Origin of the sequence: Fusobacterium varium, from assembly GCA_021531615.1 — a bacterium.
GTDB classification, from domain to species: Bacteria; Fusobacteriota; Fusobacteriia; order Fusobacteriales; family Fusobacteriaceae; genus Fusobacterium_A; species Fusobacterium_A varium_C.
The window spans coordinates 1-22,526 of sequence record JADYUE010000039.1 but is presented as its reverse complement, the minus strand read 5'-3'; the positions used below and the strand labels follow the sequence as shown (position 1 = coordinate 22,526).

Below are 22,526 nucleotides of genomic sequence, written 5' to 3'. Positions count from 1 at the left end.
TAACCTAGTATCATAAAAATTAAACTTTAAGCTAGCTAATTTTTTATAGAATTTGATCAGCTGAGTAGATACATTTTTTGAAGAATTTAATTAACAGAGTGGGGATTACAATATTTGGAAATAAAAAAGGTGTTAACACAATTAAAGCATTAACACCTAAAATTATCTAATTTATTTTTTTAAAAGTTCTTTTCCAGGTATTCCAGGTTTAGTCATTTCAAATGGATTTAAAATGATATCTAACTCATCTTTAGTTAATAGTCCTCTTTCAAGAACAATTTGAGCAACTGGAGTTCCTGTTTTAATAGAAAGTTTAGCTATTTCAGCAGCATTTTTATATCCAATATGTGGGTTTAATGCAGTGATAATTCCAACACTTCTATCTACCCAGTTTTTACAGTTTTCTTCTTGAGCAGCTATTCCTTTTAGACAGTTGTCAATAAATGTTCTAATTCCATTTTTTAGAATTTCTATTGATTGGAATAAGTTAAAGAATAGTACTGGTTCAAACACATTTAATTCTAATTGTCCAGCTTCAGCAGCTTTAACTATTGTAATATCGTTACCAAAGATTTGGAAACAAACTTGGTTTAATACTTCTGGTATAACAGGGTTTACTTTTCCTGGCATAATTGAAGATCCCGGTTGTTGTTGAGGTAGTGCAATTTCAGCAAGTCCAGCTTTTGGTCCTGATGCCATAAGTCTTAAATCGTTAGCTGTTTTTGATAGGTTTACAGCACAAGTTTTTAATGCTGAAGATAACCAAACAAAGCTATCTAGGTTTCTAGTTCCGTCAACTAAATCTGGAGCTTGTTTAAAGTCAAATCCTGTAACTTCAGATAAGATTCTTACAACATTTTCAACATAGTTTACATCTGCATTGATTCCAGTTCCTACTGCAGTAGCTCCCATATTTACATAAGTAAGCTCTTCAACAGCACTTTTAATTCTCTTTATATCTCTTGCAACTGGTCCAGAGAAAGCTCTAAACTCTTGCCCTAATCTAATAGGTACAGCGTCTTGAAGGTGAGTTCTTCCCATTTTAATAACGTGGTCAAATTCATCTCCTTTAGCTTGTAATGTATCATATAATTCTTGTAATTCTACTAATAAATCTTTTATCATAAATTGAACAGTTAATTTTCCAGCAGTTGGAACAACATCATTTGTTGATTGTCCATAGTTTACATGATCGTTAGGGTGACATCTGTCATATTTTCCTAACTCTCCTCCTAGAATTTCGTTAGCTCTGTTAGCAATAACTTCGTTCATGTTCATGTTCATTGAAGTTCCTGCTCCACCTTGAATAACGTCAGTTATAAATTGATCTCTAAATTGTCCTGAAATAATCTCTTCAGCAGCTTGAATCATAGCTTCTTCTACATCTCTAGAGATTACTCCTGCTTCAAAGTTTGCTTTTGATGTTGCTTTTTTAACATAAGCTAATGCTTTTATAAATGTATCACTTACTTTATATCCAGTAATGTGGAAATTGTTTTTTCCTCTAAGTGATTGTACTCCATAATATGCGTCTGCTGGAACTTCTAATGTTCCGATTGAATCACTTTCTAATCTATATTTTATCATTTTAACCCCTCCTGTTTCACTTCATAAATAAATGATACAGTGGATTTAAAGAATTTTCAAGATAGAAAATACGAAAAAAGACTTCAAAAAATATATGAAGTTAGGGGATTAAATATATCAACTATATAATTATTCATTTTCTTAATGAAAATGAAAATATATATATTTTTTTTAAATGTTTTGAAAATAAATTCATCACATGTGTAGTATATCATTTTATGCACTCAGAGTAAACAGAAAAGTTAATTTTTTTCCAAATTATTCTTGTATCACATTGAATTTTTATCTTTATCTTATCATTTTCATCAATAATAGATTTTATAGTATGATTAAAAATAGTATGCAGATTCTTTTTTTCTGCTCCTATTATCTTTCTAATTCTATTATTTATCTTAAATAGGCTCTTATCTTTTAACTGATTTTCTCCCTCAATAGTCACAGTTACATCTAAATCCCTATCTGGAAACTCTTTAGTAATATTTTTTACCCTCACCACAGCTTCATAAAGATCCTCCTCTTTTAATGTTTCAGGAATATCCACCTGTAACTCAATATGATCTGTTGGAAGATCTGATATATTTTCAAATATAAAGTTGTATTGGCTGATTGTCTGCTCTCCACACATATCAATCTGCATTAATTTTGTGATATTTTCATAATCATAACCTTTACCTATAAGGTACATCAGCTTTGTAACTGCTGCTTCTGGTGTCAAATCCACCCCACTTATAACCCCAGCATCTGTAAGTTTTGCACTTGCCTCATACAACCCCATTTTTACAAAACCTTTAGTACATTGAGTTATATCAACAATAACTATCCCTTTAGATGAGATATACTTTAATACATCTAAAAACTCTTGACTTGTAGGAGCATTACCATTTCCAAAAGTTTTAAGTATAACTCCCTTTATCTCATTTGTATTTTCAAAAATTGTCTTTAAATATGCTGGATTTAACCCGGGGAATAGCTCAAGGACAATAACTCTGCTGTCCATTTTTGGATCTATATAGAACTTTTTGTTTACTGGTCTTTTCAAAATTCTATCTTTAATTATTCTAATATCTCCCCCAGCCTCTCCAATAGCTGGATAGTTAGGTGATGAGAATCCAAAATAGTTAGTGGCATCTATCTTCCTAGATCTATTTCCTCTCATCAATGTGTCTCTAAAGAAGATTGAAACCTCTGGCACAAGTTTTATCCCGTAAATCTCATTTCCTGCTATTTGGATAGCTGTAATTAGGTTTTGAAGAGCGTCACTTCTTGGAAATTGAAGTGGAACTTGTGATCCTGTAAGTACCACTGGTTTATCTAAATTTTTAAGTATAAATGAAAGTGCTGAGGCAGTAAATGCCATTGTGTCTGTTCCATGTAAAACTACAAATCCTCTGTAATTATCATAGTTTCTTTCAATAATTTCAGCAATTTGTATCCACACTTTTGGTGACATATCTGATGAATCTATCAAAGGTGAAAATTGATAGTAATCTGTTGGGAATTTCTCTAAAATTGGGTGTTCTTTTGCTATCTCGTTCCAATCATTTGCTGGTCTCAAAGGACTTGATGGGTCGTTTTTCTCACTATTTACCATTCCTATTGTTCCACCTGTATTAATAATTAAGACTTTATCTAACATTTTTCCTCCAAATTTAGTTTTTTCTTCATTATAGCACGTTCCTATTGTTTCTTTCAAAGGAATTTCAAAAGTGATTTTTTATTTAGTTTTTAAATATCTTCTTTTAATAATCAAGTGAAAATGATATAATTTCCCTAGGAGGAATTTATGAAAGATAATATAGCATTAATCGGCTTCATGGGAAGTGGTAAAAGTACTATTGGTAGAGTTCTTGCCAAATTTTTAGATATGAAATTTGTTGATATAGATAGATTGATTGCAGCAAGAGAGAAAAAAACAATACCAGAAATTTTTGCTGAAAAAGGTGAGGCATACTTTAGAAAACTTGAAAGAGATATTGTATATGAAGAATCTCTTGAAAATAACATAGTTATTGCCACTGGTGGCGGAGTGATTATTGACAACGAAAATATAAAGGCTCTTAGAGAAACTTCCTATGTTGTATATCTTGATTGTACAATAGATTGTATCTATGATAGGGTTAAAAATAGCAAAACTAGACCTTTATTGAATGTTGAAAATATGTATGATAAAATTAAAGATCTACACAGTAAAAGGGAGATTTTATATAAAATATCTGCTGATTTTACTGTTAAAATAGATAAAAGTAGTAATATGTATGATACTGCTGAAAAAATTAAACAAGCATATATTTATGGTAATTAATTACAAGGGGTGGTTTTATGTTCTGTGAAAATCGTTTACAAGGAAAATTGGCTTTAATTACAGGAGCTACAAGTGGAATTGGTAGATCTTGTGCTGAAAAACTAGCTCAAATGGGGGTTAACCTTATTATTACAGGAAGAAGAGCCAATATTTTAGATGAGATAAAAAAAGAGCTTGAGGAAAAGTTTAATATAAAAGTTTGTCCTTTACAATTAGATGCAAGATCGCCTAAAGAGGTTGATGAGAAGATTGATAGCCTATCAAATGAGTGGAAAAATATAGATATTCTTATCAATAACGCTGGACTTGCTTTAGGATTAGACAAGGTTTACAATAATAGTGTTGAAGATATAGATGCCATGATAGACACAAATGTTAAGGGTATGCTATATATGATTAGAAAGATTGTGCCTTCAATGGTTGCAAGAGATTTGCCAGCTTTAGTGGTAAATATTGGGTCTGTAGCTGGAGATGCTGCATATGCTGGTGGGGCTGTTTACTGTGCTTCAAAAGCTGCTGTTAAAAGTTTAAGTGATGGTTTGAGAATTGATTTAGTTGATACTAAAGTTAAGGTTACAAATATAAAACCAGGGCTTGTTGAGACTAATTTTAGTGTAGTTAGATTTAAAGGTGATGAGGAGAGAGCAGGTAATGTTTACAAGGGAATAGAGGCTCTTACTCCTGATAATGTTGCTGATACAGTTGTTTATATCTGTAATTTACCAGATAATGTACAAATCCCAGAGATAACAATGACACCTATGTTTCAGGCTGATGGACGTACAGTTTATAAAAAATAAAATTATATGACTCCAGTGTTAATAAGCTGGAGTTTTTTATTTTCTAAAGTTATATTTAATTTGAATAGTAAAAAAGAGTTGAAGAGACTAATAAAAATTCTTCAACCCTTTAAATTAATTATTAATATTCAAATTTTTTGAAAGCGTGTCTATCAGCACCACAAGGAGGGCAAGTCCAAGAATCAGGTAGATCATTAAAAGAAGTACCAACTGGAATACCGTGTTCAACATCACCAACAGCAGGATCATAAACATATCCACAAACTTCACAAATAAATTTTTCATCTAAAGAAGTTTCATGTGTTTTTAACTCACTAAAAGCATGTTTATCAGCACCACAAGGAGGGCAAGTCCAAGATTCAGGCAGATCATTAAAATCAGTACCAGCAGGAATATTGTGCTCTACATCACCAATAGTAGGATCATAAACATATCCACAAACTTCACAAACATATTTTTTCATAAAATTAACCTCCAACTTATATTTAGATAGCATTTATAGTTTAAGTATACCTTTTATTTTTTTTTATTTCAATGATTATTTTTTAAGTTATTATTTTCATCAAGAATTTCAGTTAAGAGTAAATCAACATTATGTAGACGTCTACAAATTTCTCTAGTTATATTAAAAAGAAACTTATTAAAGAGAGTTAAATTATTTTTAGATAGCTTATGGAAGGAACTTTTTGATAATTTTAAAATTATACTATCTTTAATAACTACAGCAGAAGCCACATTTGGTAAAATTCCAAGAAGATCTGTTTCCCCAAAACAATCTCCACTAGAAAAACTTTTTATTTTAAAGTGACTTTTTTCTTTTTTTCGAATAAGGTCAACAGCTCCATCTAAAATTAAATATATACTGTTTGGTGAGCCATCTTGTTCAAAGATAATATCAGCTTTTTTATATTCAAGAATTTCTAAATATGTTAATATCTCTTCAGCTTCTTTAGTTGAGAGAGCACTGAACAAGGGAGTTTCTATTATATTTTTAAAAATAGAAATTGAATTGTAATCAGTATTCATTTTTCCTCCTTTTTTTAAAAAAGTTGTTTTAATATATATCTTTATGATTATAAAATATACTATGAAACTTTGAAAAATCCTTTAAATTGAGAATAATATTTTATAAAAAATAGAAAAATAAAAAAATTTTAAAAATTCTATTGACTTTTAAAAAAAGTCAAAGTATACTTATATTGAAAGAAATGTGTTGCTTTTTTAGAAAAAGTTTATATATATTATATAAATATTTTTCTTTATAAAAAAGAATGGCATAGCGCAAGAGACAACTAAATATTACTATTGATTATAAAAATAGAGGTGCATTTATGGGGGTAGTATGGAGATGCTAAGAGAAAAAGCGCTCAATGCTTCATACGAAGGACATAGTTGCCGAAAAGAAAAAGAGGGCTTGTAGATCTTTTTCTTTGGGGGTTACATAAAAATGTAACAACTGTCACAATTTGATTGTGGAGAGCTATTTTGACTTGAAGATTTTAGAAATAAGTCATGCTTACAGTTTAACTATGTCTATTTAATACATGCATCTTTTTGTTTTTTTGAAAATTAAAATTAGTGATAGGAGGAAATTAATATGAAATCAATGATCAGAATGAGAATGAGTTCACATGATGCACATTATGGAGGAAATCTTGTTGACGGTGCAAGAATGCTTCAATTATTTGGAGACGTTGCAACAGAACTTCTAATTCAAATGGACGGAGACGAAGGATTATTCAAAGCTTATGACAATGTAGAATTTATGGCACCAGTTTTTGCTGGAGACTTTATTGAAGCAGTTGGAGAAATCGTAAGTACTGGAAATAGTTCAAGAAAAATGGTTTTTGAAGCAAGAAAAGTAATTGTTCCTAGACCAGATATTAATGACTCAGCAGCTGATGTATTAGCTGAACCAATAGTTGTATGTAGAGCAAGTGGAACTTGTGTAACTCCTAAAGATAAACAAAGAAAAAAATAATTGAAAAGTGAAAAATTAGAAATATTGTGAAAGGAGAAAGAAATGGAAAAATTAATAATTACAGCAGCTATTTGTGGAGCTGAGGTAACTAAAGAACAAAACCCAGCAGTACCTTATACTGTTGAAGAGATAGTAAGAGAAGCTGAATCAGCTTATAAAGCAGGAGCGTCAATAATTCACCTTCATGTAAGAGAAGATGATGGAACTCCTACACAATCTAAAGAAAGATTTAAAGCTTGTATAGATGCTATCAAAGAAAAATGTCCTGATGCAATAATTCAACCATCTACTGGAGGAGCAGTTGGAATGACTGACCTTGAAAGATTACAACCTACAGAATTAGGACCAGAAATGGCAACTCTAGATTGTGGAACTTGTAACTTTGGAGGAGATGAAGTATTCACAAATACAGAAAATACTATCAAAAACTTTGGAAAAATAATGATAGAAAGAGGAGTAAAACCTGAAATTGAAGTATTTGACAAAGGAATGGTAGATTATGCAATAAAATATGCAAAACAAGGATACATTAAATATCCAATGCACTTTGACTTTGTACTAGGTGTACAAATGACTGCAAGTGCAAGAGATCTTGTTTTCATCAGTGAAAGCATTCCAGCAGGTTCAACTTGGACAGTTGCAGGAATAGGAAGACATGAATTCCCAATGGCAGCTCTTGCAATTACTATGGGAGGACATGTAAGAGTAGGATTTGAAGATAACGTTTATATAGAAAAAGGTGTTCTTGCTAAATCAAATGGAGAACTAGTTGAAAAAGTTGTAAGACTTGCTAAAGAACTTGGAAGAGAAATTGCAACTCCAGCAGAAGCAAGAAAAATACTAGGATTAGCTTAATTTAAAACTTAAACATATATTAATGAAGAAAATTAAATTTTAATCGGAATAGAAACAATATAACAACCTGTCAATTGAAATATTGTAAAAGTTCTTTAAAATTAATTTAAATTAAGGAGGAGAATCAAATGATAAAAGGATGTAAATACGGAACTCACAGAGTAATAGAACCAAAAGGAGTTTTACCTCAACCAGCTTTAAAAATAGATAACAACATGGAAATTTATTCAAACGAAATCTTAATAGATGTAATTGCACTAAACGTTGACTCTGCATCATTCACTCAAATTGAAGAAGAAGCAGGACACGATGTAGAAAAAATCAAAGCTAAAATCAAAGAAATCGTTGGAGAAAGAGGAAAAATGCAAAACCCTGTTACTGGATCAGGTGGAATGCTAATTGGAACTATTGAAAAAATTGGAGACGATTTAGTAGGAAAAACTAACTTAAAAGTTGGAGATAAAATAGCTACTCTAGTTTCTTTATCATTAACTCCATTAAGAATAGATGAAATCCTTGATGTTAAACCTGAAATAGACAGAGTTGAAATCAAAGGAAAAGCTATCTTATTTGAAAGCGGAATCTACGCAGTATTACCAGAAGATATGCCAGAAACTCTAGCTCTAGCAGCTCTAGACGTAGCAGGAGCTCCAGCACAAGTTGCTAAATTAGTAAGACCTTGCCAATCAGTAGCAATCTTAGGATCAGCAGGAAAATCAGGAATGCTATGTGCTTATGAAGCAGTTAAAAGAGTAGGACCTACAGGAAAAGTAATTGGACTTGTAAGAAATGAAAAAGAAGCTGCTTTACTAAGAAGAGTAAGCGATAAAGTAAGAATTGTTATAGCTGACGCAACTAAACCTATCGAAGTACTAAATGCAATACTAGAAGCTAACGATGGACAAGAAGTAGACGTAGCTATCAACTGTGTAAACGTAGCAAATACAGAAATGTCAACAATCCTTCCAGTTAAAGATCTAGGAATTGTATACTTCTTCTCAATGGCTACTGGATTTACAAAAGCTGCTCTAGGAGCTGAAGGAGTAGGAAAAGACGTTACTATGATCGTAGGAAACGGATACACTAAAGATCACGCTGCAATTACTCTTGAAGAATTAAGAGAAAGTGCTGTTTTAAGAGAAATCTTTAACGAATTATATGTTTAATTAAAAATAAAATGAAATTATGAAATTAAAACGGAATCACCATAAATAAGAGGAGATGATAAAATGAACACAGTAAGCAATAGAGCAAAGTTTTTCCCAAACGTAACTGACGCAGAATGGAACGATTGGAAATGGCAAGTAAGAAATAGAATTGAAACTTTAGATGATTTAAAAAAATATATAAACTTAAGTGCTGAAGAAGAAGAAGGAGTTAAGAAAACTCTTGAAACTTTAAGAATGGCAATCACTCCATACTACTTCTCACTAATGGATATAGATGATCCTCACTGTCCAGTAAGAATGCAAGCTATTCCATCAGTTAAAGAAGTTCATAAATCAGAAGCAGATTTACTTGACCCTCTACACGAAGATGAAGACTCACCAGTTCCAGGATTAACTCACAGATATCCAGATAGAGTACTTCTTCTAATAACAGATATGTGTTCTATGTATTGCAGACACTGTACTCGTAGAAGATTTGCTGGAGCAAGCGACAATGCAATGCCTATGGAAAGAATTGATAAAGCAATAGAATATATTGCTAAAACTCCACAAGTAAGAGACGTATTATTATCAGGAGGAGACGCTTTACTAGTATCTGATGAAACTCTAGAATATATCATCAGCAAATTAAGAGCTATCCCTCATGTTGAAATAGTAAGAATCGGATCAAGAACTCCAGTTGTTCTACCTCAAAGAATAACTCCAGAACTTGTAGAAATGCTTAAAAAATATCATCCAATCTGGTTAAATACTCACTTTAACCATCCAAAAGAAGTAACTCCAGAAGCTAAGAGAGCTTGTGAATTACTAGCTAACGCAGGAATCCCTCTAGGAAACCAATCAGTTCTATTAAGAGGAATCAATGACTGTGTACATGTAATGAAGAGATTAGTTCATGAACTAGTTAAAATGAGAGTAAGACCTTACTACATTTATCAATGTGACCTTTCAATGGGATTAGAGCACTTCAGAACTCCAGTTTCTAAAGGAATCGAAATTATTGAAGGATTAAGAGGACATACTTCTGGATATGCAGTACCTACATTCGTTGTAGATGCACCTGGTGGAGGAGGAAAAACTCCTGTAATGCCTCAATATGTAATTTCTCAAGCTCCTCATAAAGTAGTATTGAGAAACTTTGAAGGAGTTATCACTACTTATACAGAGCCAGAAGAATATCATCAAGATTGTCATTGTGAAGATTGTAAAGCTCACAAAATGAATACAGGAGTTTCAAAACTTCTAAGTGGTGGAGCTATGGCAATTGAACCAAAAGAACTTGACAGACATAAGAGAAATGAAAAATAATTTTTAGAAAACAAGGAGTAGCGATATGGTGAATACTTATAGTCTACTAAAAGATTATAAAAGATTGTCAATAATAGGTATGGAAAAAAACGTAGGTAAAACTACTGTCTTAAATAAATTGATAGAAGACATTGGATTACAAAAGACAATAGGCTTAACTTCAATTGGAAGAGATGGAGAGGATACAGACGTAGTAACTAATACACATAAACCTAGAATATATGTCAATCAGGGAACTATAATAGCTACTGCAAGAGATTGTTTGAGAAACTGTGATATTACAAAAGAAATTTTGTATACTACAGATTTCTCAACCCCTATGGGGGACATTATTATACTAAGAGCTATTTCAGCAGGGTATGTTGATATAGCTGGACCATCATATAATGCTCAAATAAAAGTAATTTTAGATATAATGGAAAATTTTGGAAGTGAACTTTCAATAGTTGATGGAGCTTTAAGTAGAAAAGGAAGTGCTATGAGTGATGTTACAGATGCTACTATTCTTTCTACAGGAGCAGCTCTATCTTTAGATATGGGAAAAGTAATAGATGAAACAGCCAATACAGTTTCTTTATTAAATCTGCCAGAAATAGAAGATCCTGTATTAAAAGAAAAAATCGACAAAATTTTTGAAGAATCTAGAGTTGGAATTGTATATAATGATGGAGAAATAAAGACTTTAGAAGGTATAGGACCTTTAGAGTCAAACGAAGAGATTAAAAGTTATCTTAACGATAAAATACAGATAATAGCTGTTAGGGGAGCTATTACTAAAAAATTTTTAGAAGTTTTGATAAAAAATAGAGGTAATTTTAAAAAACTAACATTGATAGCAAAAGATGGAACAAGGGTTTTTGCAGATTTCTTAACTTTAAGAAAACTAGTGGCAAGTAATGTAGAGCTGAGAGTTATGAATAATATAAATCTACTTTTTGTAACATGTAATCCTCGCTCTCCTCTTGGGTATGAATTTCCAAAGGAAAAGTTCAGAGAACTTTTACAAAATAAATTAAAAATGAAAGTCATTGATGTAGTAGGTGAGCGTAATGAGATTTATAGATGATAAAAGTTTAGAAAGATTAGGATTTAAAAAACTCTTGTCAAGAGTAGAAACTCTCTCTCCTTATGGTAAAAGTAAATTAAAAGGATTGAAAAATTACCTGAGAGGAGAGGAGGATCTTCTTGAAGAAGAATTTAATAAAATGGAAACTTTTATGAAATTCTCTTCAAATAACAGAGATATAGTAAGAAATGTCGAAGGAATAATACACAGATTAAAAGATATAAAAACAGCAATAAATAACTGTTTAAAAGAACATATTCTTGATGAAGTGGATCTTTTTGAAATAAAAGTTCAAGCTTTTCTTATGGAAGAATTAAATGAATATTTAAAAGAGTTTCCAACTGATTTACACTATTTCTTACTGAAAGATGTAAGTAGAGTAATAAAAGCTTTGGATCCAGATAATGATAAAACACCAACTTTCTATATTTATGAAAGTTATTCACCAGAATTAAGAGAGATTAGAGAGAAGAAAAAAGGAATAGAAAAAGAGATTTATGCTTCAAATGATTTTGATGAGATAACTAGATTGAAAGAGGAGCGTTTAAAAGTTCTTGTAGAAGAAGAGAGAGTAGAATTAGAGATCAAAAAGAAGCTAACATCAATTTTATATGATGAAGCAGAAGATTTTTTAGAGAATATAGAAAAAATTGGGAATCTAGATTTTTTAATGGCGAAAGTCAGATTTGCAAAAACTTATGGTGGAATTAGACCTGAAATATCAAAAAATTATGAGATTGATGTTAAAGGTTTAGTTAACATAGAAGTAAGAGAAGTACTAGAAGCTAAAAGCAGACCTTTTACTCCAATAGATATAAGTATAGGTTCAGGAGTTACAATAATAACTGGAGCAAATATGGGAGGAAAAAGCGTTGCATTAAAGACTATAACTGAAAACCTTCTTCTTTTCCATATGGGATTTTTTGTAATAGCAGAGGAAGCGAAATTCCCACTAATAGATTTTGTATTCTTTATATCAGATGATATGCAGGATATTTCAAAAGGTTTAAGTACTTTTGGTGCAGAAATAATGAAGCTAAAAGAGGTAAATGTATTTCTTGATTTAGGAATTGGATTTGTAGTCTTTGATGAATTTGCAAGAGGAACTAATCCTAAAGAGGGGCAAAAATTTGTAGAAGCTTTAGCTAAATATTTAAATGACAGACCTACTATTTCCCTTATGACAACTCATTTTGATGGAATTGTAAGAGAGGGAATGAATCATTACCAAGTAGTAGGATTAAAAAATGTGGATTTTAACAAACTAAAAACTAAGATAGAATTAAGCAGTAACTCTATGGGGCTTATCCAAGAATATATGGATTTTAGACTTGAAAAAGCAGGAAAAGAAGAGGTTCCGAAAGATGCTTTAAACATAGCAAAGCTTATAGGTATTGACAAAAGATTTACTGAAATAATACTAGACGAGTATATTAAGGAGGATTAAAAAAGATGACTAGCAAACTAAATCTTAACTGGAATTTAGTAGATGAAGCACGTGCTTCAGCTAAAAAAATAGCTGCAGATGCACAAGTTTTCATTGATGCTCACAGTACTGTGACAGTAGAAAGAACAATATGCAGACTATTAGGGATAGATGGAGTAGATGAATTTGACGTACCATTACCAAACGTGGTAGTAGATTTCATTAAAGAAAATGGAAACCTTTCTCTTGGAGTTGCAAAATATTTAGGAAATGCAATGCTTGAAACAGGTTTAAAACCTCAAGAAATAGCTGAAAAAGTAGCTAATAAAGAGTTAGATATTACTAAAATGAAATGGCATGATGACTTTGATATCAAATTAGCTCTTAAAGAAATAGCTGTTGGAACAGTAGAAAGAATTAAAGCTAACAGAGCAAAAAGAGAAGAATATCTAAATGTATATGGAGATAAAAAAGGTCCTTACATTTATGTAATCGTTGCTACTGGAAACATTTATGAAGACGTAACTCAAGCAGTTGCTGCAGCTAGACAAGGAGCTGACGTAATAGCAGTTATCAGAACTACTGGACAATCATTATTAGACTATGTTCCATACGGAGCTACTACTGAAGGATTTGGAGGAACAATGGCTACTCAAGAAAACTTCAGAATCATGAGAAGTGCTCTTGACGAAGTTGGAGTAGAATTAAAAAGATATATCAGATTATGTAACTACTGTTCAGGACTTTGTATGCCAGAAATAGCTGCAATGGGTGCTCTTGAAAGACTAGATATGATGTTAAACGACGCTCTATATGGAATTCTATTTAGAGATATCAACATGAAGAGAACTCTTGTTGACCAATTCTTCTCAAGAGTTATCAACGGATTTGCAGGAGTTATTATCAACACTGGTGAAGATAACTATCTAACTACTGCTGATGCTATCGAAGAAGCTCATACAGTATTAGCTTCTCAATTTATCAATGAGCAATTTGCTCTAGTTGCTGGATTACCAGAAGAACAAATGGGACTTGGACATGCATTTGAAATGCATCCAGATACAAAAAATGGATTCCTATTTGAATTAGCTCAAGCTCAAATGGCAAGAGAAATCTTCCCTAAAGCTCCTCTAAAATATATGCCACCTACAAAATTCATGACAGGAAATATATTTAAAGGACATGTACAAGATGCTTTATTCAACATGGTAACTATCATGACAAATCAAAAAGTTCACTTACTAGGAATGTTAACAGAGGCAATCCATACTCCATTTATGTCAGACAGAGCTCTTTCAATTGAAAATGCTAAATACATCTTCAATAACATGGAAGACTTTGGAAATGATATAGAATTCAAAAAAGATGGAATTATGGTAAACAGAGCTAAAGAGGTTCTTGAAAAAGCAACTGAACTATTAAAAACAATAGAAGGAATTGGAATATTCAAGACTCTTGAAGGTGGAATTTTTGCTGGTATAAAAAGACCATTAGATGGAGGAAAAGGACTTGCTGGAGTATTTGAAAAAGATTCTAGTTACTTTAATCCATTTATAGAATTAATGCTTGGAGGTAATAGATAATGTCTGGAGGTTTATATTCTACTGATAAAAAAGATTTTGATAAAACACTTGATCTTACACAATTAAAGCCATATGGAGATACAATGAACGACGGTAAAGTACAAATGAGTTTTACTTTACCAGTACCAAATAATGAAAAAGGTGTAGAAGCTGCTCTTCAATTAGCTAGAAAAATGGGATTTAAAGATCCAGCAGTAGCTTTCTCAGAAGCACTAGATAAAGAATTCTCATTCTATGTAGTATATGGAGCTACAACTCACACTGTTGACTATACAGCTATTAAAGTTCAAGCTCTAGAAATAGATACTATGGATATGCATGAATGTGAAGATTACATTGCTGAAAATATTGGAAGACCAGTTGTTATGATAGGAGCAAGTACAGGTACTGACGCTCACACTGTTGGAATAGATGCTATAATGAATATGAAAGGTTATGCTGGACACTATGGACTTGAAAGATATAAAGGTGTAGAAGCTTACAACCTAGGAAGCCAAGTAACAAATGAAGAGTTCATTCAAAAAGCTATTGAATTAAAAGCAGATGCTCTAATAGTTTCACAAACTGTAACTCAAAAAGATGTTCATATACATAACTTAACTAACTTAGTTGAACTTCTTGAAGCTGAAGGATTAAGAGACAAAGTTATCTTAATAGCTGGAGGAGCAAGAATTACTAACGATTTAGCAAAAGAATTAGGATATGATGCAGGATTTGGACCTGGAAAATATGCTGATGACGTAGCAACATTTATAGTAAAAGAGATGGTTGCTAGAGGAATGGTAAAAAAATAATATAAAATGATGTAGTATTTAGAGAGCATTGGATGAAAAAGACTTGAATCAAATTTGATTTAGTGTTAAAATATCATTCAAGGCTCTCTTTTTATTTGAGAGGAAAAAAAGATAGGGTGAGGAGAATGAAAATTATAAAATCATTATTGATTTCATTATTTGTTATTGGAACAACAGTGTTTGGATTTGAAGGAGAAAAGAAATGGACAACTGTTGCTACATATGATAATGAAATAGCAGATGGGGTTATTTTAAATGAAAAGTATTCTGGTGGACATCCGAAAATTTTAGATTATGTTTTTGTTAGAACAAGAACTGCTAATTTGAGAGAACAACCAAATACTAAATCTAAAGTTATTAGAAAGTTTAACTATGATACTAAACTTATAGCTTTAGAAAAGATATATGATTATGGGAATTATTGGTATAAAGTAAAAGCTACAACAGGAGAAGAGGGATATATATCTTCATCAGTTGTAAGAAAAAGAATGTTTAGATTTGAAAAAGCACTTGATAAGATAAAAGAGCTTGAAAAGTTTATAGTTACAGAGATGGATGAGGGAAGAGAAATAGTAAGTACAAACTCTTATGTACCTAATCCTAATAATGTTAATTTTAAAAGAGAAAAAGACAAATATGGAACTTCATTAGATCAAAATATAGTTGGTTATTATGGTGATGAAAGAATATTTGTTCCAGATAGATCAATATTATCAATTTTAGAAAAAGGAAAAACAACTTCAAAGGTAAAAGTAGCATCAATAAAAGAGCCTTTAGTTATTGAAAATAAGAGAATATCAAGAAATCCTAAAATAAGTAGAGATTTTAGAAAAGTTATAGCTATTGATATAGAAAATCAAAATATGATTGTTTTTGAAAAGAATAACGATGTTTGGGAAGTTGTATCATATGTTTATAGTAAAACTGGTATAGAAAGTGAATTAGGATTTGAGACACCAAAAGGATTCTTTATAGCTCCAATGGCAAAATATATTATGCCATATAATAGTGAGATTGGAGAGAAACAAGGTTATGCTAGATATGCTATTAGATTTTCTGGTGGAGGATATCTTCATGGAACTCCTATAAACTATGAGGAAGAGACAAATAGAGAGTTCTTTATGAGAGCTAAAGAAAAAACACTTGGGACATTTACAGGGACAAGAAAATGTATAAGGACAACAGAACCTCATGCAAAATATCTATTTGAGTGGATGGTAAAAAATCCTAATAAAAATAGAAATGAACAAGTTCCTAGTGAAAATGTAATGTTTGTTATTTTCTAATTTATTATTAGAGGAGGAAAAATGAAAAAAAGTTTAATTTTACTATCAGCAGTAGCAATAATTGCATTAACAGGTTGTACATCAGCAGAAAAACCAATGAAAGAGATGGTAATAACAGAAACTGAAAATCAATTTGTAATGGAAGATATTGATGTTTCTAAAAAGACTTTAGAGGAACTTATTGTATTTAATGAAGAGGGAGTAACTATAAGAAAAGAGGGGAATAACCTTGTACTTTCAATGCCTGAATTAGTGCTTTTTGACTTTAATAAATATGAGGTTAAAAATAAAGTTAAAGGAAGCTTAAATACTTTAGCAAAAGCTTTAGAAGAGAATCCAGATATAAGAATAAAAATAGATGGATATACTGACTTTATTGGAAGTGAAGGGTATAACTTAGAACTTTCAGTAAAAAGAGCAAAATCTATAAAAAATTATCTTGTAGATAGAGGGGTTAAAACTTCAAATATCTCTATTGAAGGATATGGAAAACAAAATCCTATTGCTAACAATGCAACAGCAGCAGGAAGAGCTAAAAATAGAAGAGTAGAGTTTATAATTTCAAGAGATAGTTTATAATAAAAGTAGGAAGTTGAGATTTAGTTAAAAAAGCTGAATTTCAACTTCTTTTTATTATGTTAATTATTTAATTAAAAATATAAGCTTTAAAATAAAAAATATACATAAAGTTAATTAAAAATACATAAAATAACTGTTTTCTATAAAAATATTATAAAAAATAGTATAAATATATTTATTATATTTTACACTTATAAAAAATTATAGTACAATCAAACACAAGTTTATAAATGATAGAGGTGCAAAAAACAAGAGTAAAAATAGGGAGTTTAGCAAACATTGATCTATTTTGAAAGGGAATTTTGCCGAAATGAAAAGAGGGCTAAATCTTTTTGTTGGTAATATGAAGAATATTTATATTACTGTCATTGAATTTCAATGGAGAGCTATCTGTGAAGAGAATATAATTTTTTATATTATAAATTTTATCACAGCATAAATCCATGCTGTGATTTTTTTATTTGTAGTAATAATTAAAATAAATAATTATAACTATTTAGTTAATATATTAAAAAAGACCTTTATTTTTAATTTCTAATAACAAAAACTTTTTTAATACGCTAAAAAACAACTATATTGTTCTTTTTAAAAATTAATTGAATTGAAATAAATCATATAAAATAAAAATAATTGTTGACTTAACTACAAAAAAGTAGTATATTGTAGTAGAAAACTTCAAATAGAAAAATAATTATTACATAGATACTAAAATATTAAAATAAGGGGGGAACTTTTATGATAAGAAAACCGATAATAGGAATTACATCAGCTCACGAAAAGGAAGAGGGATTAAGAAATTATCATAGAACTACTGTAAGTATAGATTACACTAAAGCAGTTGTAGCAGGAGGGGGAATTCCATTAGTTATTCCAGTTACAAGTGATAGAGAGATAATAAAAGCACAATTAGAATTAATAGATGGACTTCTTTTATCAGGAGGTGCTGACTTAAATCCATTCCTATATGGACAAGATTTTAAAGAGGGAATGGGAGTTATTTCACCAGAGAGAGATGAGTGTGAAATGATGATATTAGAGGAGTTTTTAAAAACAGGGAAACCTATTCTTGGAATTTGTAGAGGACATCAACTTATAAACACATATTTCAACGGAACTCTATTTCAAGATATGAGATATTTTGGGAAGGATTATTTGAAACATAGACAAGATTTATATCCAGAATTAGCAACACATATTGTAAATATAGTTGATAAGGAAAATATGCTAGCTGAACTTTATGGAGAAAAGGTAGCTACAAACTCTTTCCATCATCAAATTGTTGATAAATTAGGAGATGGATTAACAGTTATAGCAACAGCAAATGATGGAGTAGTAGAAGCTTTTCAAATGAAATCTCATAAATTCCTCTATGGAATTCAATGGCATCCTGAAATGATGACAGCTAGAGGAAATCAAGAGATGAAAAAGATATTTGAAACTTTTGTAAAACATTGTGAGGTGAAGTAATTGAAAATATTTAAGAATGGAAAATTTCATTCTTTTAATTCAGAGAATGCAGTTTATGAAGCTTTAGTAGTAGAGAATGAAAAAATTATTTTTACTGGCTCAACAGATGAAGCAGTAAAAAAGTATGGAGAAAAGGCTGAAGAGATAGTAGATTTTGAAGGGAAAACAATAGTTCCGGGGTTTAATGATAGCCATGTACACTTTATGAACTATGGTTATACAGAGAAAAAAGTAAAACTTCATCACTGTAAAACAATAGCTGAATTGATTGAATTAGGAAAAAAAGCACAACCTTATGGGGGATGGATATTAGGTAGAGGTTGGAATCAAGATCTATTTTTAGAGGGAAATGGAATACCTGAAAAGAAAGATCTAGATCAAATTTCTACAACTATACCAGTATGTTATACAAGAACTTGTGGACATGTCCTTGTAGTAAATAGTAAAGCTATGGAAGTTTGTGGAATAACAAGAGATACTAAATGTTTTGGTGGAGAGATAGATTATGACAAGGGGCTATTTACTGAAAATGCACTTGAATTGATCTACTCACATATAGATCCACTATCAGTAGAGGAGTTAAAGGAGATAATTTTAGATACAACAGATAAATTTTTAGCTATGGGAATCACTTCAGTTCAAACAGATGATTTCTCATCTTTCCCAGATAAAGATTTTATGAAGATAGTAAGAGCTTATGAGGAGTTAAAAAAAGAGGGAAAATTAAAGGTAAGAGTTTATGAGCAATGTTTTATGGACACAGTTGAAAGAGTAAAAGGACTTTATGAAAGTGGACTTACACCAAATAAAGGGGATGAGCTTTTCAAGATAGGTCCAATTAAAATGTTACTTGATGGCTCTCTAGGTGGAAAAACTGCTTTGATGTTAGAGCCTTATGAAGGAGAAGAGAGCAACAGAGGAGTAGTTACATATACTCAGGAAGAGTTTGATAAATTAACAAAATATGCAGATTCTCTAGGTTATCAAATTGCAGTTCATGCAATAGGTGATGGAGCTATAAAAATGGTATTAGATAGTTACGAAAAACTTTCAGATCCAGCTAAGAGAAGAGATGGAATTGTTCACTGTCAAATAACAAATTTAGAGCTTATAAAGAGAATAAAAGAGATGGGAATAATCACTTATATTCAACCTATATTCTTAGATTATGATCTACATATTGTAGAAGCTAGGGTTGGAAAAGAGAGAGCATCAAAATCATATGCTTGGAAAATAATGTTAAATGAAGGAATAAAACTTTGTTTTGGTTCAGACTCTCCAGTTGACAGTGCTGATGTAATAAAAGCAATTCATTGTGCAGTAAATAGAGAGGATATAAGTGGATATCCAGCTGGTGGTTGGTTACCAGAAGAAAAGTTAACAGTGGAAGAGGCAATAAGATGTTATACAGTTGACAGTGCATATGCTTCTTTTGATGAAAATATTAAGGGTAGTTTAGAAGTTGGAAAATTGGCGGACTTTGTAGTTTTAGATAGAGATATATTTAAAATTAAAAAGGATGAAATACTTTCTACAAACATTGTGACTACAGTTGTAGGTGGAGAGATTTTATATAAAAAAGCATAGGGGGTAAAAAAATGTTAAAGTTTTTTGAGGCTTTGGTAAACTTTCTTTGGGGATTACCAATAATTGTTATTATTTTAGGAACGGGGTTCTATTTCACTTTTAAAACTGGATTCTTCCAAGTTGTACATTTAAGACATATATTTTCTGAAACTATTATGAAAATAATAAAGAAAGGAAATAAAGGAGAAGAAGGTGGAGAGGGGTTAATTACTCCATTTGAGGCAGTTTCTACAGCTATTGGAGGATCAGTAGGAGTTGGAAACATTGGGGGAGTTGCTACAGCAATGGCAGTAGGAGGACCAGGATCTCTATTCTGGTTATGGATTGCAGCATTTGTTGGAATGATCTTAAAGATGGCAGAAGTTGCTTTAGGGGTTTACTATAGAGAAAGAGATGAAAAAGGGGAACTTTATGGTGGACCTACTTATTATATGGAAAAAGGTCTTGGGGAAGAAAAAGGACATAAATGGTGGATTATTCCAGCAGTAATATTTGGAGGAGGAATCTTCTCTACATTCTTCATTACAGTTCAAAACTATACAGTATCAGAAGCTATGAACTCTGCATTTGGAATTCCAATTTTATATGCAAGTATTGCTTACATAGTTTGTAACTATATTATCATTATTGGTGGAATCAAAGGGTTAGGAAAATTAGCAGGAAAATTAGTTCCATTTATGTGTTTATTCTATATCTTAGCAGCTTTATATATCATCATAGTTAATATAGAAAACTTACCTACAGCGATTAAACTTATCTTTGATGGAGCATTTAATGGAACAGCAGCAGTAGGAGGATTTGCAGGGGCATCATTTAGATTTATTGTTAGACAAGGTATGTCAAAATCAGTATTCAGTAACGAAGCTGGATGGGGAAGTTCTCCAATGATTCATGCTTCAGCTCAAACTGACCATCCAATTAAACAAGGACTTTGGGGAGCATTTGAAGTATTTGTAGATACTATGGTAGTTTGTACATTAACTTGCTTCATAATTATAATTACTGGTGTATGGAATAGTGGAAAAACTGGAGCAGATTTAACATTAAGTGCTTTTGAAACTGGAATGGGACCTGCAAGTAAAATAATCATTGCAGTTGGAATCTTCCTATTTGGAGTAACAACTTCATCTGGTTGGTATGCTTATTATGAAATTATTTTAAGACACCTTATGAAAAAATCTCCAAAATTAAAAGATGGAATCTTAAAGTTCTATAAAATATTCTATCCAGTACCAGGATTTACAATGGTTGCTATAGTTACATTAAAAGGAATGCCAGGACAAGCAGTATGGTTATTTGCTGACTTTACTACAGCAGTTCCTACATTTGTAAACATAGCTGTAATGCTTGCTTTAAGTGGAACATTCTTTAAACTATTTAAAGATTATAAAACAAGATATATCTTAAAACAAGAGGTAAAACCTGAAGATGAAATTGCTGTATTCTACAATGAAAAAGAGAAATTTGAAGCAGCACAAAGAGAAAGATTAAATAAAAATAGATAATTTATAAAGAGAGCTGCACAGGTTGATAGTTTAAAACTACCAATTTGTGCAGACTCTTTTTTTATTCTATTTTTTTATTTTTTCAACTAATGAAGTTAATTCTCTATCTTTTAACCATTCTTTTAATGAAATTTTATTTAATGAGTTAAATCCTGTTGAAGGAACAGCATTTCTAGCTAAACTTACATATGGAGCACAAGTAAGTGAAGTTCCGATTTCTCCAGGTTTCATAATAGTATAAGCAAATCCTACATAAGTTCTTTCAAATAAAACATGAGAATCTTGTCCACAACTTACAACTGACCATGCTACTGATTTTCTATGATCTTCTAGGAATGCTTTTAAATCTTCAGCACTATCATTTTTTGTCCATAGTCCAGCATCTTCTATAAATAGATCTGCACAATTATCTCTATCTGCTGATAGTGATAGAGCTATAAAACACCATACACCATAAGCTTCTCCCTCTTTTAAAGGTCTATCTTCTTTTGGTCTGTATGCTGTTACCCCTTTATTTGCACAAATTGTATGAGCTCCTGGAAGTAGAGTAAATCTTCTTTCTTTTTCTGTACCAAATAGTTCAATTCCTGCTTCTAATAAAGGTTTAGCATCATATACATGTAGTTTAGAACCATCATATTGATCTATTTCTAAAACTGGTTTTATTTTTTTGTCTATAATATCATTGTGAGCTGCTAAATCATGCCCCCATACTTGTCCTGCTATTCCACAAAATGATGAGGCTGTTAACATATTTATTTGACCAACATAAGCATCATTTATTTCAGCTCTATCATAAGAAACTATTCCATCTAGTAAGAAGTCATCTGTTTTTTCAACTGTTCCAACTGATACTTTTAAAACTGAAACATATCCATTTCCTTGAGCCCCTGGAGCTCCATATCCATCACAGTAGTTTTCATAAGGGCTAATAGCTGTCTTATCAATTCTTGGTGCACGTACTCTTCTTTCTTTTTCCATTATAAAACCTCCATTTAATTTGATAGATGATTATTAGTATCACAAATCCTGATCTTTTAATATTCATCTATAAGAGGTATTCTAAAATAAATATGATTTCCTTTTAACTAAATAAAAAAAATAATAGTTTTGCTAAAAAGTATCTTTAACTAAATAAAATAAAAAATATTTGTATTACTGCTAGATAAAAATATGTTAAAATATTCTTATAAAGATTAAACAATTATATATTATGCAAGATATTTTATAG

Annotated in this window: 20 protein-coding genes; 15 read left to right on the top strand and 5 right to left on the bottom strand. The window is 31.0% G+C overall.

From position 1 onward, the window contains the following. Positions 1-171 precede the first annotated feature (171 nt). Together I6E31_10280 and I6E31_10275 are read right to left on the bottom strand one after the other, a co-directional pair. Entirely contained in the window at positions 172-1,587 is a 1,416-nt protein-coding gene (locus I6E31_10280; GenBank protein ID MCF2640352.1) for an aspartate ammonia-lyase, read from the bottom strand. Positions 1,588-1,798: 211 nt separating this feature from the next. Next, positions 1,799-3,223 (bottom strand): asparaginase, encoded by a 1,425-nt coding sequence (locus I6E31_10275; GenBank protein MCF2640351.1) that lies wholly within the window; start codon positions 3,221-3,223, stop codon positions 1,799-1,801. A 147-nt stretch (positions 3,224-3,370) separates the two neighbouring features. Here I6E31_10275 and I6E31_10270 point away from each other — a divergent pair, with 147 nt between their 5' ends. Continuing rightward, positions 3,371-3,889 carry a shikimate kinase gene (locus tag I6E31_10270; GenBank protein ID MCF2640350.1) on the top strand — a complete coding sequence of 173 codons (519 nt, stop codon included), beginning with the start codon at positions 3,371-3,373 and terminating at the stop codon, positions 3,887-3,889. 17 nt (positions 3,890-3,906) lie between these two features. Further along, entirely contained in the window at positions 3,907-4,689 is a 783-nt protein-coding gene (locus I6E31_10265) for an SDR family NAD(P)-dependent oxidoreductase (GenBank protein ID MCF2640349.1), read from the top strand. A gap of 121 nt (positions 4,690-4,810) precedes the next feature. Here the strand turns inward: I6E31_10265 and I6E31_10260 are convergent, their stop codons facing one another. Further along, positions 4,811-5,152 (bottom strand): rubredoxin, encoded by a 342-nt coding sequence (locus I6E31_10260; GenBank protein ID MCF2640348.1) that lies wholly within the window; start codon positions 5,150-5,152, stop codon positions 4,811-4,813. A gap of 68 nt (positions 5,153-5,220) precedes the next feature. Beyond that, entirely contained in the window at positions 5,221-5,715 is a 495-nt protein-coding gene (locus I6E31_10255; protein MCF2640347.1) for a cyclic nucleotide-binding domain-containing protein, read from the bottom strand. Positions 5,716-6,286: 571 nt separating this feature from the next. Here I6E31_10255 and I6E31_10250 point away from each other — a divergent pair. From I6E31_10250 to I6E31_10190, 13 genes are all read left to right on the top strand, one after another. Beyond that, entirely contained in the window at positions 6,287-6,670 is a 384-nt protein-coding gene (locus I6E31_10250; protein MCF2640346.1) for a 3-aminobutyryl-CoA ammonia lyase, read from the top strand. 42 nt (positions 6,671-6,712) lie between these two features. Continuing rightward, complete coding sequence (locus I6E31_10245) at positions 6,713-7,525, top strand: 3-keto-5-aminohexanoate cleavage protein (protein MCF2640345.1); 813 nt, start codon at positions 6,713-6,715, stop codon at positions 7,523-7,525. Positions 7,526-7,653: 128 nt separating this feature from the next. Beyond that, the gene (locus I6E31_10240) at positions 7,654-8,691 is read left to right on the top strand and encodes an L-erythro-3,5-diaminohexanoate dehydrogenase (GenBank protein MCF2640344.1); all 1,038 of its coding nucleotides are present in this window, start codon (positions 7,654-7,656) and stop codon (positions 8,689-8,691) included. Positions 8,692-8,754: 63 nt separating this feature from the next. After that, positions 8,755-10,002 carry a lysine 2,3-aminomutase gene (ablA, locus tag I6E31_10235; protein ID MCF2640343.1) on the top strand — a complete coding sequence of 416 codons (1,248 nt, stop codon included), beginning with the start codon at positions 8,755-8,757 and terminating at the stop codon, positions 10,000-10,002. A gap of 25 nt (positions 10,003-10,027) precedes the next feature. Continuing rightward, complete coding sequence (locus I6E31_10230) at positions 10,028-11,068, top strand: hypothetical protein (GenBank protein ID MCF2640342.1); 1,041 nt, start codon at positions 10,028-10,030, stop codon at positions 11,066-11,068. Beyond that, positions 11,052-12,515, top strand: coding sequence for a hypothetical protein (locus I6E31_10225; GenBank protein ID MCF2640341.1), 1,464 nt, complete (start codon positions 11,052-11,054; stop codon positions 12,513-12,515). The genes I6E31_10230 and I6E31_10225 overlap by 17 nt, the downstream gene beginning before the upstream one ends. 5 nt (positions 12,516-12,520) lie before the next feature. After that, positions 12,521-14,077 (top strand): lysine 5,6-aminomutase subunit alpha, encoded by a 1,557-nt coding sequence (locus I6E31_10220; GenBank protein MCF2640340.1) that lies wholly within the window; start codon positions 12,521-12,523, stop codon positions 14,075-14,077. Next, positions 14,077-14,871 carry a cobalamin-dependent protein gene (locus I6E31_10215; protein ID MCF2640339.1) on the top strand — a complete coding sequence of 265 codons (795 nt, stop codon included), beginning with the start codon at positions 14,077-14,079 and terminating at the stop codon, positions 14,869-14,871. Before I6E31_10220 ends, I6E31_10215 begins: the two co-directional genes overlap by 1 nt. Positions 14,872-14,996: 125 nt before the next feature. Then, positions 14,997-16,157 (top strand): SH3 domain-containing protein, encoded by a 1,161-nt coding sequence (locus I6E31_10210; protein ID MCF2640338.1) that lies wholly within the window; start codon positions 14,997-14,999, stop codon positions 16,155-16,157. A gap of 21 nt (positions 16,158-16,178) precedes the next feature. Further along, complete coding sequence (locus I6E31_10205; GenBank protein MCF2640337.1) at positions 16,179-16,736, top strand: OmpA family protein; 558 nt, start codon at positions 16,179-16,181, stop codon at positions 16,734-16,736. 738 nt (positions 16,737-17,474) lie between these two features. Further along, positions 17,475-18,203, top strand: a complete 729-nt coding sequence (locus tag I6E31_10200) for a gamma-glutamyl-gamma-aminobutyrate hydrolase family protein (GenBank protein MCF2640336.1) — start codon at positions 17,475-17,477, stop codon at positions 18,201-18,203. Beyond that, a complete protein-coding gene (locus tag I6E31_10195) occupies positions 18,204-19,790 on the top strand; it encodes an amidohydrolase (GenBank protein MCF2640335.1) in 1,587 nt (528 codons plus the stop codon). A gap of 11 nt (positions 19,791-19,801) precedes the next feature. Then, positions 19,802-21,295, top strand: a complete 1,494-nt coding sequence (locus I6E31_10190; GenBank protein ID MCF2640334.1) for a sodium:alanine symporter family protein — start codon at positions 19,802-19,804, stop codon at positions 21,293-21,295. A gap of 66 nt (positions 21,296-21,361) precedes the next feature. On the opposite strand, the gene I6E31_10185 is transcribed toward I6E31_10190, so the two are convergent. Next, positions 21,362-22,276 (bottom strand): histidine decarboxylase, pyruvoyl type, encoded by a 915-nt coding sequence (locus tag I6E31_10185; GenBank protein MCF2640333.1) that lies wholly within the window; start codon positions 22,274-22,276, stop codon positions 21,362-21,364. Positions 22,277-22,526: the final 250 nt, after the last annotated feature.